Here is a 19986-nt window from a genome sequence, read left to right on the forward strand (position 1 = left end):
TTCTTTCTCACTCCTTACATTTCAACACTCTTATTAATCATACTGTAATGATTACCGTCAATCTTCCCCTAATAGTCCTAATATACTTGCTACTTTAGATTGATAAATAATTGTCAGTTATTTAATTAAAAAAGGCATCTACATAAGTAGATGCCTAACCGTGATAAGGAGTGTTCTGTGAGGTTAGAATAAGCTTTTCAGCTTGTCCTATGCTATCAATATATGATTTATTTTATAAAACGTGAACAATTGATAGAATGATTTTACCTTTCTATCACCCATTTTGAATCTATCCCTAAATTAAATGACTCTAGTTTCTATATTATTTCATATGTTTTAACCTTCTTGAGAGCTATCTATTTGTAAATTTTCTCCAGTCAATCTCTTATTTTTCAATTCAAAATAAGCATCTAAAACTTCTTTTCCAATATCAGAGTTAATACCAGATTTATCATTCATAACCCACGGCACAACTACAGAGAATGCTACTTCTGGATTATCATATGGCGCATACCCTGCTAACGTTAAGTTATAACATTCTCTTCTCTCGCCCTTTTCATTTCTTCCAATATCGCTTTCTCCACCGTAAACTGTCTGTGCTGTTCCTGTTTTACCTGCTGGTTTATAAGATGCTTTTTGGAACGCCCTTACTCCTGTTCCATCACCCTCTTGGAATACCTTTCTAAATCCTTCTTTTACTTGATTTATATATTCCTCTTTCATATCAATTTTATTTAAAACAATTGGTTCTACTGCATGCACCACTTTACCAATCTCATCTTTTTGCGACGTTTGCTCTCTTACCTCTTGTACAATTTGTGGCTTCATTCGATATCCACCGTTTGCAATTGTTGAAATATACTGTACGAGCTGAAGTGGTGTATACGTGTCATACTGACCAATTGAGTAATCTAATAAGAAACCCGGCTGATTATCTTTTTTACCAATTTGTCCAGCTGTTTCATTCGGTAAATCAATACCCGTTGGAACACCTAATCCGAATTGTCTGAAATAGTACCTCATTTTATCAAAGTATTCCTGTTTAATATTTAATGAACTATTTTTCACATAATCCACACCTGCAATTTTTAATGCTGTATGAAACATATAAACGTTTGAAGAGACTTGTAACGCTCTTAAATCATCAATGTTTCCAAACTCTTTCCAAGACTTCTTCTCCCTAGTACCTTTAAACTTCATAGGTGCATCATAAAAATAAGTACCTGGTGTTATAGCTTTCGTTTCAAATCCAGTTAAAACTGTCGCACCTTTAACTGTTGATCCTAGCTCATATGAACTAGTCATTGTGCCTAATGCATAGTCTTCAACTTCTGTTTTCCCGTCTTTTTCTACAAGTCTTTTCCCAGCCATTGATAATACTTGTCCGTTTTTCGGATTCATCATTACAACGAAAGCACGGTCCAACATAGATTCAGATCCTTTATATGCCTTTAATATTTTTTCTATACTTTCTTCTACTTTTTTCTGTAATTCCATATCTATCGTTAAAGTTAAGTTCTTACCGCTCTTTCCCTCAGAAATTGTTTCCGTTCTAATTGTAGTACCTTGTTTATCTGCAACGCTTCTTACTTCTTTTTTTGTACCATGAAGTACATCTTCATATTGCTGCTCGATATAACTTTTTCCAACCCTATCATTTCGGCTATAATCACGTACTAAGTAATAATCTAATCGTTCACTTGGTAATCCTTCATCAGAATTAGAAACATTTCCAAGAACGGATCGGAATAATCCATCATTCACATACACTCTCTCCCAATCAACCGACACGTCTACACCTGGGAGATTTGCTAAACCTTCACTAATTATAGTAAATTCCTTTTCACTAACGTCTTTTTTTATAATTTGTGGAGCCATTTGATAACCAGAAGTCATCTTACTTTTAATAGCTAACACTTTTATATCTTTATCTGTTAAATCTTGAAGATTTTTATCCGTAACTCGTTTTCTTTTTAACTCTTCAATTTTTTTATCTAAATTTTTTCCGGTAATATCTTTATCTCTGAACTTATTTATTTCTTTTTTAGATACTAATTTTTCAGTTAGTTTCGGATTTAATTGCATCCAAAAATCTTTCTTATCCGTCTCAGTTAGCTTGTCTATATCTTCTTTTGGTATTTCAATTATGTCTGCAAGTTGTCTTGCTGTTTTTAATATTTCTTCTGATTTTACACCTTTCATCTTTGTATATGTAATTGTACGTAAAGACTTATTATCAACTACTGGATTCCCTTCTCGGTCAAATATTTTTCCCCGCGGCACAGAAAGGCTTACGGTTGCATTTTCTCTCTTCTCCACTTCATTTTTATACGTCTCACCATCGATAATTTGTACTTTACCTAATTGTATAATCATGGCAGAAAACAATATAAATACACATAAGAATAAAATGTTTAACCGCATCGGTACTGCTCTACCGCTTTTTTTCTCTTGTTTTTTCACCTTGTCATAATCTCCTCCTTACTGTATTTCTATTAATAATTGAATCTATATATTAAAAGTAATGCACATTTTCTATACATTACTTTGCACAAATACTAATATATTGATAAAAACTTAATAGAAATTAAAGCAAATCTAAAGAAAAGGTAAAGTTTTCTAAATTAAATACAAAAATACCCAATAACGAAAAGCTTAACTTTTCGTTATTGGGTATTTAAGAATTAATAATTGAACGTATTGATTCTAATCTATCATCATAATTTGATAAAGGCTTTTTACTCTGAATTTTTGGCAAGTAAATCGTTACTGTTGTTCCGACGCCAACCTCACTCATAATACTTATATTCCCTTGATGACTTTCAATAATTTTATAACTTAACATCAATCCAATACCGGTACCTTTTTCTTTCGTACTATAGAATGGTTCACCTAATCTTTTAATTCGTTCTTCAGGTATTCCTATTCCTTTATCAATTACACTAATAATGATACCATCTTTGCCTATTTCTTTTATGTGAATTGAAATTCTCCCACCATCTGGCATAGCTTCGATTGAATTTTGCAAAATGTTAATAAATACTTGTTTCAGTTGATTTTCTGAGCATTCAATGATTATATCTTTGGTATCTGTAAATAGTTCAACTTGAATATTCGTCATAATTGCCTTTGTATTCATTAGCGATACGACATTTTTAAAAATTTGATAAATATTTTTCTTTTCTGTATTTATTTCATCCGTTTTAGCAATGGATAGAAATTCTTGAAGGATTGCTTCTATCCGTTCAATTTCAGAAAGCATAAGATTAAAATATTTTTCTTGATCTTCTTTATTAATTTGAAATAGCTGTATAAAGCCTTTAATGACTGTTAATGGATTCCTAACTTCATGAGCAACACCAGCTGCTAATTGACCAATTGCTGCAAGTGTATCTGATTTATTTAGCAATTCTTCTGTCTTTTTCCGCTCTGTAATATCACGTACAATAATCATAATTTTATCATGTAATAACGGTAAACATCTAGCTTCAAAGAAATCGATACTTTCATTAATTGTAAGCGGATATTCAACAATTGCATTTGTTCCTTTTTCTTTCACTTGAAAAATTGCTTCTTGAAATTTTTGTGCTACTGAAGTTGGTAATACTTCGTAAAACTTTTTTCCCATAAAAGCTTCTGCGGGTACGTAAAATTTTGTAGGGGATCCTGCTTTATAATCAATAATTGTGCCGTCATCTTCTGTTAAGAAACATAAGTCTGGTAAAGCTTGAAAAATTAATTCCAATTCAGACGTTTGTTGTATTAATTTCTCTTCTATTGCTTTTAAATGTGTAATATCTACACCAACAGCCCAATAACTAAATCCACTTACAGGAAACTGTTCTGATATATTGGACCACATTATCGTTTTAATTTCACCATTTTTACATGTTAAGCGCATTTCCCAATCTCTAAAGTTCTTTCCACGAGTCAAAAATTTCTTTTGTATCTCGTGACGATAATTATGATCAGGATACAGTAAGCGAAGTGCGTTTGGATTTCCAATTACCTCTTCCGCAGTATATCCTGTTACAATTTCACATTCGCGATTCCACAAAACAAAATCTCCATTATAATCAAGTGCATCAACCATAACAGGCATGTTTTGTAAGATTGTATGTAGTTCCTCCTCTTTTCGAGTAAGTAACGTTGTATTTTTATTTTGAAATCCTTTCATTACCCCACCTATAATTAGATTTGAAAGCATTTCAAAGTATTTTTGGGAATTGAAAATTTCGCTTTTCTGAGACCATACAACAAAAGATCCTAAATATTGATTGTATAAAAAAATGGGGATTTCAATTTTGGGAAGTTTACATATTTTCTTTTCATTTATTCCAAATGAAAATATACATTCTTTTTCAGCATCAAGAAGTTGATGTGATATGTTGGTTAATTGATAAAATTGTTCTGCCATGGTTTCTATTGTACTCACATCAATAAGTTCCATTAGCCGCGCATTCATTCCTTTTTCACCTCAATATGTAAAATTCATACAAACTTTAAATTCATACTTCTCCATTATACGAAGAATGTGCCTGTAGGTATATAGCTGAAGAATAATTATTCGAACAAATTTTATTTTTCAATTAAAAACAAAAAATGTATGCATGCAAATTGAAACTCTAATTAGTAAGTTTTATTCATCTCCGACTGATTATTAGCTGAGCCAATCATGATCTTTTATGTTGCATGAACTCTCCTTAACATCCTTACATTCGTTAAGTTTTGACATAGTTTTATACACACTAGTAGCAATATAAAAATACATTACATATAAAGTTCATAAAATTTTCACAATTATCATGAAAAATATAAACATTTATTCCAATATATTCTATATAATAAAATGTAATAAGGCTTCTATGAATCTCATAGAATACCTTACCCCTAATAAAAAGAAAAAAAGAATCCAATTGGATTCTTTTTTTCTTTTTATGTTACATTACATATTTATATAAAGCATGTGCAACACCATGTTCTTCATTAGATAATGTTTCATATTTACACATCGCTTTTATTTCTTCAACAGCATTTCCCATTGCAATTGAAATGTTCGCTTTTTCCATCATAGAAACATCGTTTAGCCCATCACCTATCGCAACAGTATTTTCAACTGAAATATTAAGATATTCAGCTAAAGTGTATAATCCATTCCCTTTTTGAGCATCTCGATGATTAATCTCTAAATTGTGCCAATATGAAGATGTAATTGCTAAATCTGAATTATGAAGAAATGTTTCTTTTAGTTTTTTTAATTTCTCTATATCATAAGAAAATGGCAACAATTTATGCACGTGTATTTCTGTTTCTACAATTGACTTGCAACTTTCCGTACTATGAAATGCTGTATGCTCAAGGTATAATGCTGCAATTGTTTCTAATTCTTGTATATCCACATTTGTTTTTGAATTTTTCAAATCCTCAATTTCCCTGCGTACACTTTCCACTCCATATTCTGGAACATATACGCCTTTATCTGTATAAAGTTGATAATATAAACCATTCTCTTCAAGATATTCTACTATTTTAAGTGCCTGCATATTTTGAATTGGATATCTTTTCATCATTTTTTTATCTTTATATATAAGTGCACCATTTTCTGCAATGATCGGACACTCTAAATCAGCTTCTAACAATAATCGTTCAATATCGACAATAGAACGTCCTGTACAAATCGCTACAACATGGCCCGCTTCTTGACATGCTCGAATTGCTTTTGCATTCTCTGTACTAATCATTTTATTCCCTGAAAGAAGGGTTCCATCTAAATCAATTGCTATTAATTTCATTATTTCTTCACCACTTTCTAAAATACACGAGTTCTACCTATATTCAAGGTATCGTTTTCACACTGGTCTCGTGAGGTTCTCTTTAGTTATAATTTATGAAAAGCGTTTCAGGTCAAGAAATAATTAAAAATAAAATCAGAAGCTTTTCTTTTTAAAGAAAAGCTTCTGATTTTAAACTATGAACTATAACTAATATATTTCGTCTCACACATGTACACATTCTTTTCTTCAGTTGGGACATATATTTTAAACTTTTCTAAACGTTTTCCGTAAACATGAATAGTGACAACGCTTTCATTTTCTGCTATTTCAAGAATATGACAATCAGCTGGTGGAATGACTTTATCTGTTTCTCCTTCTCCCAAATAAAGATTTTCTGTATGAGTTAAATAAACAAGTGAATTTTCAAACTGCTTCGTTTGTATAAAGTTCTGCACCATTATTCTTCCTGTAAATACGCCTTCTACTCCCCATGTGCCATCATGATCATGCAAAGGAGTCGATTGTCCATCTTTCCATACAAGAGCTAATACTTCAAAACGATTTAAAGGATCTTCATAAAGCAAGTGTCGTGCATATTGAGCCGAATTCGCCTTCTGTTTTTCTAACGGAAGCCATGTTTTCTTTTCTAAAAGTTCTTCTAATAATTTTTCAATCCCACAAACCATTTGATCTTCTAACAAATTACTATTTATTAAATCCGTTACAGCTTTAATAAATGTTTGGAACGTCTTACTTCCATTACACGTTAACATAAGCATCCTCCTCTACTCTTATTCACACACTTCCATACTAAATAACCAACTAAAATTTCACAATTGAGAAATAAAAGAACAAGGTACAGTAAATTTGTACCTTGCTGAACAGTTTATTGAGTTTTTAAGCAGATAGGTAAGAATTTCAAAGTTTGTTCATTTTCCAATATACATTGTTCTAAATTGAACGATGGAGATAATGCTATCTTTTCAAAAGCATTTATAAAGGTAGTTAATGCAATCTCAGCTTCTAAACGTGCAAGTGGTGCCCCTAAGCAAAAGTGAGGACCTTTACCAAATGTTAAATGCTTTTCATTTCCTATTCGGTGTATATTAAATTTAGAGGCTTGTGAAAACTTTTTCTCATCTAAATTTGCTGCACTTACCCACGCAACCACCATTTGATCCTTTTTCATTAAAGGGCCAAATATATTTGTATCCTCTGTAATTCTCCTAGCTAATGTAATGGGAAAGCGATAGCGTAATACTTCCTCAATTGCTTTTGAAATTAATGTAGGTTCTTCTCTTAATTCTTTATATGTTCCTGGTGAATCCACTAAGAAACAGTAAAAACTATTAATAATTAAATTTGTAGTTGTTTCATTGCCAGCCGCTAATAAACCCAATGAAAAAGTAACAATTTCTTCATCAGTTAATCTTTCGCCTTCATATTCAGCTCGTATTAAATCTGAGATAATATCATCCGTTAAATGGTATCTCTTTTCCTGAACGATTGGTAGAAGATATGCTTTAAATTCATTTAGTGCTATCCCCTTTTCTACATCCAGATCATTAAACTTTTCTTTACTATACGGCATAAATAAAATATCAGACCATGCTTTAATTTTTTTGCGGTCAGTTGTTGGCACTCCTAACAAATCGGATATAACAGTAACGGGTAAAGGAGCAGCAAACTCTTCAACGATATTAACTTCACTATATTTTCCAATATGTTGTACAAGTTCATTTGCGATAGCCTGTATTCGAGGTTTCCATTGTTCTAAACTCCTTGGAGTAAATGCTTTAGAAACGATAGAACGTACATTGCGATGTTCTGGTGGATCAGTAGAATTAATATTGATTCGAGTTTCTAAAGGAGGGATTGAGAATTGTCTTCGCTCCCTTCTACTTGAAAACAGGCGATAGTCTGATAAAACACGATTTACGTCCTCATACAAAAATACATTCCAAACATCTTGCTCTTCATCATAATGTACGGGGTGATTATCCCTCATAAATTGATACCACTCATACGGATTCCACAATTCCTCTTTCGTTTTCAGCTTTGAAATTTCATGAACTAAAATCACATTTTCAGGCGAAGCCATAGTCCTTTCCTCCCTTTTCTTTTACAATAAAAGTGATGGGTCGGTAATTCAAAGTTGTATAATCTAACATATGTTATTTTAACATATACTAAAGTGGATTTTTCGTAGGAGAACTTGAGAAATAAATAAGGGGGATTTTTATGTATGTTGATATTTTATTGCTCGCAGAATTGACGTCAGGGCCAAAATATGGGTATGAAATAAAGAAAAATATCCAAAATCGGTTAGGAGAGAATTTTGAATTAAATCATAATATGCTTTATCCTTCTCTTCGACGTTTTGAGAATATGGGGGCTATAACGAAAAAGGTACATACACAAGTCGGAAAACCAAACCGAAATATGTATGACATTACTGAAGCAGGAGAAGAAATTTTTTCTGAAATGTTACGCGAGTTTCCCGAAAAACTCGCGACAAATAATGCAGAATTTCTTGTTCGTATCGCGCTATTTGAAAAACTTGATTATGAAGCTAGAAAAGAAATTTTAACAATACGCCAAAACGTACTACATAAACAGCTTACTGCTATTCAATCTTTAGATGCTAGTTCATCTTTTATTACAGAAGTCATTGAATTTAGTAAATCGTGTATTGAACATGAATTGCTCTGGATTACATCACTTATGAAGAAAATATGAAAAATAACAAGAAAAGTTAAAAACAATGAATGAAAATGAGATTTATTATCAATACTATAATTAATAAAAGGGCAACCACGATTTGGTTACCCTTAAAAATTTATACTTCCGGATCGAAAGTTTTGCAATCTGTTTCTTCTGTAGTCGATGCCTGTTTCCCTTTATGACTTACTACATAAATTGCGTCTGCGCTACATTTATTACCGTTAGCCCAAAATTTACAGTTGTTTACTTCACATAAAACGTCTTGTGCCATAGTATCACACCTCCTTGTTCTATTATCATTAACAAAATTCGGAGGTATGATACTCTTTGTTATGCATTTTTTATTCCCTTTTTAGCTTTCTTAATGGCTCTATATTTCCTTGTACAATAGCACCTATATTTTCAGTTATTTTTTCAATATCAAAATGCCACCATTGAATTTGTAATAATTCTTCTATTATTGCATTTGAAAATCTCTCCCTTATTTTATTTGCAGGGTTTCCGCCAACAATTGTATATGGTGCGACGTCTCTCGTCACAACAGATTTAGCTGCTATTATTGCACCATCCCCTATTTTTATTCCAGGCATAATGGTTGCATCCATACCGATCCAAACGTCATTTCCTATAACTGTATCGCCTTTGTAAGGTAAATCAGACAAATTAGGTGTATACTTCTCCCACCCATTTCCAAATATATTAAATGGATATGCCGAAAACCCATCCATCCGATGATTCGCTCCGTTCATAATAAAGGTAACTCCACTTGCAATACAACAAAACTTTCCAATAATAAGGCGATCTCCAAGAAATTCATAATGATGTAATACTCGATCTTCAAATGTTTCTCCATCTTTCGCATCATAATATGAATAGTCTCCAACGAGTATATTAGCTTTTGTTATTGTATTTTTTATAAAATGGACGTTTTGATTTCCTTCAATAGGGTATTTAACATTTGGATTAGGATTCATTTTGTATAGCACTTCCTTTCCCATTCATTTCACTTTCTATTGCTATCGTTGGCTTTAAATTGTATATAGGTAAAATAAACAATAATCCAATTATAAATAGGAAAGCCGTTCCTTCATACATCATACTTAATGAAAACATCTCCTTTAATGAGCCAGCAATACTCATCGTTACTACCATTGAACCGGTGAATAGTGGACTTAAAATGCCATTTACACGACCAATAAAATCTGTATCGCTATTTTGAATAATGAGCGTATTAATACCTATTTGGATACATGGAAGAGCTAACCCACTAAAAAGTTGCGCTGTAAGTGTTACCCATAAATTTGTCGAATAACCTATAATACCGATGCCAATCGCCTGACCGAGCATACCGATAATTAACATCTTTTGCGGCGCAACGTTTTTTGCAAATACCATCGCTAAAGCACCGCCAACAATCATTCCTGCACCATTTACTGTTAGTAACCATTGTAAACTCTCTTTTGACAGCCCTAACTGCTCAGTTACGATAAATATGCCTAATGGCTGAATTAAACCTATACCTAGTCCTGCTGCCATAAAACAAAGCCCTAGCAAAGTTAATGCTTTTTTCTTTTTGACATACTTAATACCATCAAGCATTTCCTGTAACAGAGTGATTTCTTTCTTCTCATTATCATTCTCAAGATCTTTCGGAAGAAATAACAACACCGCTGCTGCAAGTAAAAAAGCGATACCTGTAATAATAATTGAAATATAAATTCCAAAACTATGAAAAATAAATGTTCCAAGAATCGGTCCTAAAACCATAAATATCGCAAATATTGTTTGATAAATAGACATTGCTAATTGGATTTGTTCTGCCGATAAATGTTGTTTAAATAATTTCATTCCAGATGGTTGAGAAAACTGCGAAAGGATTGCAGAAATAAGTGTTACAAAAAATACGATTTTCCACGTTCCGAACATTAGAGTAATTAATACAGCAAATACTGAAATAGAACTTAACGTTTCACACCATATCATTGTCTTTTTCGGCTTCCACCTATCGGCAAACGTTCCACCAATAAAGGAAAAGATGAAAATTGGAGCAAACTCCGCAACTGAAATCATCGAGATAGCAAAAGCATCACCTTTTGTCATTTCCATTACATATAGTAATACCGCAAAGTTCCGAACCCATATTCCAATTTGTAAAAATAATGCTGATGCTAAAATTCCTTGTACAAACCTGTTTTTTAATACTTGTGATACCCCATTATTTTGTTTCATTTCTACATTTGTCGACATAAAAAAGCCTCCTATTTCATGTTCTGAACAGGAGGCAGCACAAATCATATGAAAAGACTATATTTTTCGCAGAGCGAAATACATCCCTTTTCTATAAATGTACAGACTAATCCTATTCAGAAGAATATTTCGTTTTTTAACGAAGATCTCTTACAAATAGAATTAGTTGATCATTGGGATGTTTTCACCCTTCCGTTTCGAATTTAAATAACACATACATACTCTATGTAAATCATTTTCTATGTATGCATGTCTTACAATAAATATTCTAGAATGTTAATGGTAATTCCTCTAAAGAACGCATTAAATAATTACCTTGCCATTTAATGTCTTCACGATTCCCTTTTATTTGTAGTTCAGGCATTCTCTCAAACAAAGTAGTAATAGCAATTTTTGCTTCCAACCTAGCAAGTGGAGCGCCTAGGCAGAAATGGCTACCATGACCAAAAGCAATGTGACGATTGTTCTCGCGAGTAATATCGAATACTTCCGGATTCTCAAATACGGTTTCATCACGGTTTGCAGAAGCTAATGCAATGACAACCATATCTCCTTTTTCAATTGTTTGGTCGTGAATTTGAAAAGGTTCATCTGCCCATCTTGAAGTTGTTACTTCAACTGGAGAATAATATCGTAATCCTTCCTCAATAGCTGCATCAATTAATTTTGGGTTTTCCTTTAATAACCGTAATTGATTCGGATTTTCAAGAAGCGCTAATACTGTATTTGTTATTAAATTTACCGTTGTTTCGTGTCCCGCCACAATTAATAACATTATCATTGAATATAGTTCTCGAGCGCTAAGTTTATGTCCTTCGCTTTCTGCAAGTATTAAAGCACTAACCAAGTCTTCTTTCGGCTCTTTTCGTTTCATATCAACTAAATATTGAAGGTATGTAATAAACTCAGATAGTTGCTTTTCAGTTTCTTTTATTTCTTCTGGTGTTTCTGGGTAAGCAATAACAGCATGAGACCAAATTCTAAATTTCGCTTGATCTTCTTTTGGAATGCCGAGCATTTCACTTATTACAATGATTGGTAATGGGAATGAATAATCATCCACAAGGTTTAATGAACCTTTTCGCTCGACTTCGTTCAATAAATCATCTGCGATATGCTGAATTCTTCCTTCCAATTGCGCGATCATCTTCGGTGTAAAAGCTTTTTGTACGAGTGACCGTAAACGATTGTGGTTAGGTGGATCAGAATTTAACATGTGCGTCGTTAAATAATCACTATTATCAACAGTAAGAAACACATTCAATGTATCTTGAGAAAATACATTGGCCGGATCTTTTTTTAAGCGATTATCTTTTAATAGTGGTAAAGCATCTTCATATCTTGTTATAAGCCACTCTGCACCTAATTCTGTTTTATTCACAAATAAGATAGGTTGCATTTTACGAGATTCTTTATAAATTTCATATGCATCTTCTTTAAACTGAGCTGAAGCTAAATTGATGCCATCCTCTATTCTTAGCCCAACTTTATTTTTCATTGACATTGTATTCCCTCACTCTCATTTGTTTTTGAAAACCAACCAACATATGCATTATACTCTAATAAAAACGTGAAAATTGTAAATTTTTAATCAAAACCTTACTTCGTATATTGAAAAATAAAAAAAGTGAGAGAGTAAAATACTTCTACTCTCTCACTTTTTTATGCAAAGCACATATAATTACTAATTTGTTGATAGCGGTAACTTACTTTACGACGACGACCACCTTGCCAAGTGTAACCTGATACTCCGTTTCTTCTCACTTCAGTCGGAAAGAACCATAAGTCTCTTCCGAAAGGTCCAGGACGATGTAAACGTAAATAGCCCCACCTTCCTAAACAGTTACACATCCATGATTTCATATTGCCTGCTTGTGCTGGAGAGGAAAATGTAGATGGTAACGATGGAGCTTGAGACGGTGGTGGTGACGTTGGAGCATCTTCCGCATCATCTGGTCTATAATCTTCTTGTTCAATATCTCTCACTTCATTTGTAGATTCATATTCGTAGTTTTGTGGATTATAATACATCGCTTGATCATATGGATAATATTGTTGGTTATACATGTTAACAAATCACCTTCTTTTCATTCAGTACCTTTAACATTCATATGTGATATGCCCTCTAAAGGAAGCTTATGTTATAGCCCAACTTCAGTTTAAAAGCCTTGCATTTTTAAAAATACGAGGTTTTTAAACATAAAATGTATTTATTATTTCCTTAACTTCACACTATAAAAGCGCATTTCATCTAGTGAACCTACAAATTCAAATACTTCTTGTTTAATTAATTCCTTTAAGCGATATTCTAAAAACGTATCGCCAACTAACTGCTCTACAAGACCAAGTGCTTCACCAATTACTATCGGAGCTTTTAGAAATTCTTGATCAGCACCTACACTTTTCGCACATTCAATTATAAATTGATCAAAATAATCTTCTTGTACAGAATGCACTTCATTGTCTGTCCAAACTCTTAAAAATTCCGTACTTTTCGATAGACTATCCCACTCATGTTCAAACTGCATACGTTTCTCCACAGTTAAATACGGCAGTTCTACAAAACTTTTTTGAATTAGGGCTAAACTTTCAGGCGCTAATTCTCCAGTTCCACGAATATCATACTCTTGTTTTAATATTTCTTTACTCGCTTCAGACGTATTTATAAATCGAATGTTTTTCTTATCTTTTAATTGCGCGATTACAAAACTTAAGCCTACATGTTCATGCGCGTTATTTGCCTTCCAAATGGTAATTGGTGTTTCATGCGGAATTGAATGTAGAACTTCTACCGTTTTCTTAAATCTTGGTAAATACTCATCTTCAAAATAACTATCATAAGCGGTTAAGTTGTTTACTAACCATTCTTTTCTTGCTAACTGACCTTCATTTGTATGTAATTGATGTATTGGCCCAATTGAAAAGAATTCAGAGAATGAAACCACACTCTCCTCGAGTAACCCTTCCTGTTTCAACATATATTTTAAACAACCGGCTGTTGAATCATCAAAAGCGATATGAATGTGTATACTTTCACTTATATTCTTTTCCTTAGTTGTATCATTCGTTAATTGCTTAGGAATACTCGTTAAATTTTTTATCATATCTTCATTATAATTCCCGTCTAATACATCTAACTGTATTAGAATACTTTGAAGTAAATGTTTTGCTTCATCTTCATACATATCTTCAACAACGTTTTTAATTTTATCTATCACGTAAATCCCTCTATTCATTTCAAAAATAACGTAGAGTATAGTGTATCATTTTACTATCGTTCTTTAAAAGCTTTTTAGTCAAATCATTTCTTACATTGATTAATGCAGCTATCTAAGTTTTTAATGAAATCTTTCTCCATCTCCTCCTCAACTTATAGACCTAAAATATTTTTTGCTTCCACGTTATCAATCACACAAAATCACAATAGTTGCTAAATAAATTTTAAACACTTTGTAAATCTACTTATTTAAATGTATAATTATATAGAAAATAAAAACTGTAGGAGCAATATTAATGGAAAAAGTACTTACTAATTATAAACATTATTTAAAAAATTGGAGATTTATATTTATTTGTATATTACCTGCTGTCGCTTTATTGTATACACTTGATGTTACCTTTGAACTACTGTTTCACCAAAATTTCTATCTGTCTAATTTAATTATTGCTGTCATTTTATTCTTAATTTTTATTAACGTAAAAGATAAGTTTAAAATTAAAGGTTAAAGAAAACTATAATTGAAACGAAGCCATTGTAGAGCTACATTTTTCATAAAAAATAAGAGCACCCTGCTATTGGATGCTCTAATGTGATTAGAGGTTTTTTCTGAGTATTGATTCAGACACGAAGATCTTGTCCTACTATTTAATATATACTTGTACTTATTTTATTGTGCATATATTAAATATCATATCTAGCTACTTCATACATGCATAGGTATCGTTAAAAAATTTGTTCAAATATCCATTGTACAATTATCATATAAAAAAACATCCCCCTGGATGTTTTTTATGTACACATTTTTAAGCTTCCATAAATTTAGCCGGTACACCGATTTTTTCAACTACAGAAGATATATTAGTAGGATTAATCATTACATTTTCAATGCTAACTAATTTATTTTCTAATAGCCCATTCTCTGTTGTAATAAGTTCTTCAAACCGAGCTAAAGTCATCGAAAATTTGTGTTCACTTCCACCATTCATACTGACTTTTACGTACTTCATAGTGTCACCCGCCTTTCATAATAATCTATAATTCGGTAAAAAGGCGCTTACATCCTTTTTATTTACCCCTAGATTTTTCACTTTTACATTTGCTATTTTGAAGAAAACAGCCACCATTTTATGTTCAAGTTATAATTACTAATAAGAATGATAAAGATAAAAATGCACAAAGTGGTATATATAAAACAGTATCCATTCTAGCAAATTGAGTATCTTTTTTTCGCTTAAAAATACCAAAATAATGAAACTCACCAATTACTCTTATGAGAAATACAATCATACACACCCAGGATGCCACTTGAACAATACTATTAGGAAATGCAAAATGAACAATATTAGTTTGTTGTAATAAAATTATTGCTGCCATACTTAATAATAACGCAATGATCAATGTCATTCCTGCACCTGGTGTAAACGCCTTTTCTCCATCTTTAGTCGGAATAACACTATTTGTCGCCCACTTACCTCCGAAAGCCCAGTAAACATGTAAAAAGCTAACTAAAAATAATATACTGACGGCAATATATATAATAAGCATTTTATCCTCCCATTATTTTATTGGAGTCCTCAGTTTTAGATTATGCTATAAATTTCTCATTAGCAATCTATATGTAATTACAAAAAAGCCTTTAATGATAAATCATTAAAGGCTTACTAATATTTCTTATGCATTATACCTATTTCTACGACGTTCCATCCTTGTTTGTCCTTGAACAGTACCTTCTTTATATTGATGTATTTGCTCTTTCATTTCATATGTTGCAGCTGGAGCCGGTTCTTCGTAATTATGCTCATGTAGTTTTTCTGGTGTTTTTCGTTTTGATACTTTTTTACCAAACTTAAATAATTTCATCCTAAATTTAGGTAATCTTGGAAGTGGAATCTTAAAGGATAATTTTTTGCGTTTCTTTTTTTGTTTAAATAGATTTATATTTTCTTTATTATCATCTTTCTCTTTGCGGTGAATTAACATCGCAAGTAATCCACCAAATATAAGTCCACCAACTAAAAGCATGATATATTTGAAATTGCTTGTCATTAAGCTAGACATACGTTCAAGTATGACTAACGACTGTACTTCTTTCATATCCCAAAGTAAAGCGGACCATAATGCAAATAAACCGAAAGTAAGTCCATATGTACGAAAACGGAATAAACATGGGACTAAAGCGATACAAGAGGCAATTTTCGCATTCGCTATTATTGAACTAGTTGAAATATCTTGATGCCAAATGATTAACAATAATGTAATAAATGGCGCATACGCTATCCAACTACATATACGTGAATATATTTTTTTCGCAAAATAACTACCGAAACTAGTAAAAAATAAAAGACCTCCAATATATAAAGATTGTTCTAGTGGGATTTGCTTTAAAATTCCTGCAACTGGAAAGAGGCCGCTCAATAGCATGAATAGCACATCTAATTTCTTCACAATTCCTCATTCCTTTCAAATTTCTTTTGAATTCATTCATATTACTTTTCCACATGGTGTAGTTTTTCATTTCTAAAAAACATCTTAATCCTGTATGGAAATAAAGTAAATATGTAAAAGAAAAGATACATGACAAAAGATATCCTTATTTACATGAAAAAATGACAAATCCTGACCGATATAATGAACAGGATTTGTCTACTATTATTTAAATCCGAATAATCGAATCTTTCTTTTCTATTTTTATAATATCTACATCCAATTCATCATCAAACTCTTTAAACTCTCTTGCATCTATATCCGTCATATAGCTCTTTATTACTTTCGCCATATGCATGGAATATGGCATGTGTATATTCTTTTCCAAAAGCATACTTGAATTACAGCACATGTAATGTACCATTTTGGCAATATAGTTCCTTTCAACAGCTTTTACACCTAGAGGTAATATTTCAAGTATATATCGATGCAATGTTTCACTATCATTACACAGATACTCACCAGTGCTATAATACATTCCCTTTTGATCTATATATAAACTCGTACTATCTAATACGTCATCACATTCTATCACACCGTATTTGGGTACATCAAAAGATGTATTTATTCTTACAGCATTTAAGTTTGGAACCTTTAGCACATCTGGAACAATGTCAGGGAAAGTATCTATATCAATTTTTTCATTTTGTAACTCTTTTATCCAATGTTTTCTTACATTCGCATCTATAATGAAGTATACTTGCTCATTTTGCTCTTTTGCAGGTTGTAAAATTTCCGCTAATGTTTCAGAAACAAATTGTTTAAATTGAATGCCCATATCATTTCTTTTTGAAGGCTGCGGTAAAAAGGTGTTATGTTTATCTACATTTAATAATAAACGATCAATCGTTTGCCACTCTATATTCCCATATAATTTATATGAAATTTCTTTTCCTTTTATTTTTGAAAAAATGGGTAAGAAATCAAATTTCGAGATTCGTTCAATTGATAAATTAACATATGTACAAGGTAAATTTATCTTATTCCAACTACGTTTTAAAAATCCTTTTTGTTCTAATAAACTCAAAATACCATTTATAATCGTTTTACGAGATACACTTTGGCCTATAAATAAATTAATAAATGCTGAAATACGGTTTGTTCGTGCAAATCCTTCTCTAACAATTTGCTTTGGATCAATTTTTTCACGTCCATCACAATTTTTCATTGCAATTAACGCCAATGTCGCATCATTACGCTTACCTGCAGTAGCATAAACCGCTTTCATAACATCCTCTACTAAATTCGTTTTATACTTCTGGCAATATTGCATCTTATATGGATTTTGCAATACTTTTTCAATATTACATCTTACTATTTTTAACAACACTGGAGAATCTGCATTTAATATATATGATGACTCACTGATTTGAGCTAACACCATTTCACTTTCAAATAATGCTTGTTCTACTTCCAGCGATATTTTTTCAGACCATATTTCTAGCGTTATAGTCTCTAATCCTTTTGGTGCAATTAAAGGGAATACTTCTTTCCTATTGCCTGTTTCAATCTTTTTACATTCTGGTAGTAATGTGAAATAAGAAAATTTTTGCTGAAACCCTTTAAATAGATACTCTCTTTCTTTTGCTTTTATACCAGATCTTATTTTAGTACCTTGAACTTTATATATTCTCTCATTGTATGGAAGAAGTACCCTAAGATTTGCTCCTAGCATATAATCTTTCGGATATTGAAGAATATGATCTAATTCAACTTCTCCACCTATACGAAAATCATCTTTTAAATTTCTAAATATCTTAATCCATTTGATGCCGTTTGTAGCCTGCTGAACTTTTAGTTTTACAAATCGTAATTTCTTATTATTCAATGCAAATTCTGGAGTAGAAATTAATATCATGCCCCGTTTTCGTCTTAATAGCAAAGGGATGTCTGGATGGTTATATTCTTGATAAAATCTCCGAATTCCTATTGAAACATTTAATAATGGAATGTTCTCTCCTCCGCGCGTTATATATTCGAACCGAAATACATAGGCGAAATAGTCTTGTGTTTTTTCATCTTTAATAGGCTCTGACATCGCCTCACAAATATTTTGTGATCTAAGAGGAGAAAAATATATATCTTCTTCATTTATATTTTCTAATTGTACAGGACGTTCACAAAAAATATGTGAAATTAAAGCGGGCACCCATTTAGAATATACTTCCTTATCATGTAGTACTGTTAAATTAGAAATTAAATCGTAATGCCATTCATATTTTGGCGATTCTATTAATTTATTAGGTTTCCAATCATGAATAATCTCATACCAACTTTGAAAAATATAATCAAGTTGTTCTTTTCTTATAGGTTCTTTACATACAATCCATGGTGTATTTTCATTTAGTACATATGGATTATGCTGAATAAATAATATATCAGAAAACATATCATATAATCTTTCATTTAATCGTTTCAACTTACTCGTTAATAAAAATGTCTTATAATGTATCTCTACAATATCAAGCCATTCAATAGGAAAATATATAAATGATACGCTTTCGTTTAAAAGGGGTTCTATTATATTTTCAAATGTTAACAACTTTAATTTTTCCATAAAATGATTACTTCCTTTCTTCATTTTTCTTGATCTCAAAAAACTAAAGTATCATCACATAATTTAATTATTTAAAAGAGAAGCAAATACTGCTTATCCGACTTATATATTAATGACATGACTCTGATAAAAGTTAAAAGAAATTTTCATACATATCCCTCCTTTTATATAATAAATATAATATATTGAGATTATATAATATTAGTCACGTATTGTATTTGGGATTTACAATAATTTTACAAAAGATTATAAAAGAGGTATTGACCATACATATGTATATCAAATCCTCTTTTCACTATCCTATTACCTTTTTCGCTTCTTTATTCACTGACCACTGCTCTAATGTATAAGTCATTTCCCAAAATGAATATTCATATTGACTGCTAATAATAAAATGCTGTTTCATTCCTTTGCGGTCAGACTCTGTCACTTTTTCAGCGATAATTTATGTATATTTCTTCTACAAAACCAGCAACATCCTTATCCCGCCAAGATAGAGCATCATAGAAACGTAGATTGTTAACCTTTGAAACAACACGCTTCCCTACAATAGAAGAATCCACTGTGCTTTTCTTACTGAATTTCACATAAGATGGATCATTTTTAATCCATTGTTCTCCACCAAGATTTAACCAGCCATCTTTTTCAGTCCATACAATATAAGCTTCTGGATTGTTTAACTGGCGAATCATAGAATAGCTTGTACCTGATCCTTTACGTAAGTTAACGTTGTAACCTTCAATATAGGCGATACCGTCTGCTTCTCTAATATAGCACCAAATCCATTAGTAGCTTCTGTTACTCCCTTTATTTGTTTTAATGTTTCAAATGTATCAACATTAATATTAATCTCTAACTTGTTATTAACCATTCTTCATCCTCCTCCGAAATAACTCTAATTTAGTATTGAAATTCTCTAAAACTAGATGTATTATATTTTTGTGTTTTTCTCAGTTCCCGAGCCGAGAATACACCATCAC

At 31.6% G+C, this 19986-nt stretch carries 18 protein-coding genes and 2 pseudogenes; 2 read left to right on the plus strand and 18 right to left on the minus strand.

The genetic code is table 11. From position 1 onward, the window contains the following. Positions 1-336: 336 nt before the first annotated feature. From QCI47_RS14865 to QCI47_RS14885, 5 genes are all read right to left on the minus strand, one after another. Complete coding sequence (locus QCI47_RS14865; RefSeq protein ID WP_309423012.1) at positions 337-2463, minus strand: peptidoglycan D,D-transpeptidase FtsI family protein; 2127 nt, start codon at positions 2461-2463, stop codon at positions 337-339. A 214-nt stretch (positions 2464-2677) separates the two neighbouring features. Further along, positions 2678-4465 carry an ATP-binding protein gene (locus tag QCI47_RS14870; protein WP_309423010.1) on the minus strand — a complete coding sequence of 596 codons (1788 nt, stop codon included), beginning with the start codon at positions 4463-4465 and terminating at the stop codon, positions 2678-2680. 475 nt (positions 4466-4940) lie between these two features. Continuing rightward, entirely contained in the window at positions 4941-5792 is an 852-nt protein-coding gene (locus tag QCI47_RS14875; RefSeq protein WP_000766401.1) for a Cof-type HAD-IIB family hydrolase, read from the minus strand. A gap of 176 nt (positions 5793-5968) precedes the next feature. After that, positions 5969-6547, minus strand: a complete 579-nt coding sequence (locus QCI47_RS14880) for a cysteine dioxygenase family protein (RefSeq protein WP_353811839.1) — start codon at positions 6545-6547, stop codon at positions 5969-5971. A gap of 113 nt (positions 6548-6660) precedes the next feature. Further along, entirely contained in the window at positions 6661-7875 is a 1215-nt protein-coding gene (locus QCI47_RS14885) for a cytochrome P450 (RefSeq protein ID WP_000158000.1), read from the minus strand. A 140-nt stretch (positions 7876-8015) separates the two neighbouring features. On the opposite strand from QCI47_RS14885, the gene QCI47_RS14890 reads away from it, so the two are divergent. Then, a complete protein-coding gene (locus tag QCI47_RS14890; protein WP_071741675.1) occupies positions 8016-8513 on the plus strand; it encodes a PadR family transcriptional regulator in 498 nt (165 codons plus the stop codon). A 100-nt stretch (positions 8514-8613) separates the two neighbouring features. Here QCI47_RS14890 and QCI47_RS14895 read toward each other — a convergent pair whose 3' ends face one another. The 6 genes from QCI47_RS14895 to QCI47_RS14920 all read right to left on the minus strand — a co-directional run bounded on the left by QCI47_RS14895 (position 8614) and on the right by QCI47_RS14920 (position 13963). After that, on the minus strand, positions 8614-8769 hold the full coding sequence (locus QCI47_RS14895; protein ID WP_000046091.1) for a DUF1540 domain-containing protein: 156 nt from the start codon (positions 8767-8769) through the stop codon (positions 8614-8616). A gap of 70 nt (positions 8770-8839) precedes the next feature. Next, positions 8840-9472 (minus strand): Vat family streptogramin A O-acetyltransferase, encoded by a 633-nt coding sequence (locus QCI47_RS14900; RefSeq protein WP_001069232.1) that lies wholly within the window; start codon positions 9470-9472, stop codon positions 8840-8842. Next, positions 9462-10745, minus strand: a complete 1284-nt coding sequence (locus QCI47_RS14905) for an MFS transporter (RefSeq protein ID WP_071741676.1) — start codon at positions 10743-10745, stop codon at positions 9462-9464. The genes QCI47_RS14900 and QCI47_RS14905 overlap by 11 nt, the downstream gene beginning before the upstream one ends. Before the next feature lie 268 nt (positions 10746-11013). Then, positions 11014-12249, minus strand: a complete 1236-nt coding sequence (gene cypA / locus QCI47_RS14910; protein WP_000062100.1) for a cytochrome P450 — start codon at positions 12247-12249, stop codon at positions 11014-11016. 158 nt (positions 12250-12407) lie between these two features. Continuing rightward, complete coding sequence (locus tag QCI47_RS14915) at positions 12408-12812, minus strand: hypothetical protein (RefSeq protein WP_309423009.1); 405 nt, start codon at positions 12810-12812, stop codon at positions 12408-12410. Between the two features lie 146 nt (positions 12813-12958). Further along, positions 12959-13963, minus strand: coding sequence for a DUF1835 domain-containing protein (locus tag QCI47_RS14920; protein ID WP_071741677.1), 1005 nt, complete (start codon positions 13961-13963; stop codon positions 12959-12961). 295 nt (positions 13964-14258) lie between these two features. Between QCI47_RS14920 and QCI47_RS14925 the strand changes: the two genes are divergently transcribed. Continuing rightward, positions 14259-14471: a hypothetical protein gene (locus QCI47_RS14925; RefSeq protein WP_000416834.1), complete on the plus strand. Its 213-nt coding sequence runs from the start codon at positions 14259-14261 to the stop codon at positions 14469-14471. A gap of 297 nt (positions 14472-14768) precedes the next feature. On the opposite strand, the gene QCI47_RS14930 is transcribed toward QCI47_RS14925, so the two are convergent. The 7 genes and pseudogenes from QCI47_RS14930 to QCI47_RS14960 form a co-directional block, all read right to left on the minus strand. Beyond that, on the minus strand, positions 14769-14972 hold the full coding sequence (locus tag QCI47_RS14930) for a hypothetical protein (protein ID WP_000878365.1): 204 nt from the start codon (positions 14970-14972) through the stop codon (positions 14769-14771). Between the two features lie 124 nt (positions 14973-15096). After that, positions 15097-15510, minus strand: a complete 414-nt coding sequence (locus QCI47_RS14935; RefSeq protein ID WP_353811840.1) for a DUF3995 domain-containing protein — start codon at positions 15508-15510, stop codon at positions 15097-15099. A 126-nt stretch (positions 15511-15636) separates the two neighbouring features. Then, positions 15637-16410, minus strand: a complete 774-nt coding sequence (locus QCI47_RS14940; RefSeq protein ID WP_061130282.1) for a DUF3959 family protein — start codon at positions 16408-16410, stop codon at positions 15637-15639. A 208-nt stretch (positions 16411-16618) separates the two neighbouring features. After that, on the minus strand, positions 16619-19006 hold the full coding sequence (locus QCI47_RS14945; protein WP_309423004.1) for an RNaseH domain-containing protein: 2388 nt from the start codon (positions 19004-19006) through the stop codon (positions 16619-16621). Positions 19007-19301: 295 nt separating this feature from the next. Continuing rightward, positions 19302-19448 (minus strand): annotated as a pseudogene (locus QCI47_RS14950) (TenA family transcriptional regulator); the annotation flags it as partial. A 19-nt stretch (positions 19449-19467) separates the two neighbouring features. Further along, positions 19468-19764, minus strand: a pseudogene (locus tag QCI47_RS14955) (SH3 domain-containing protein); the annotation flags it as partial. Next, a complete protein-coding gene (locus QCI47_RS14960; RefSeq protein WP_061130414.1) occupies positions 19695-19877 on the minus strand; it encodes a hypothetical protein in 183 nt (60 codons plus the stop codon). The pseudogene QCI47_RS14955 and the gene QCI47_RS14960, both read right to left, overlap by 70 nt. Positions 19878-19986: the final 109 nt, after the last annotated feature.

Origin of the sequence: Bacillus cereus group sp. RP29 (genome assembly GCF_040459765.1) — a bacterium.
Taxonomy (GTDB): Bacteria; Bacillota; Bacilli; order Bacillales; family Bacillaceae_G; genus Bacillus_A; species Bacillus_A paranthracis.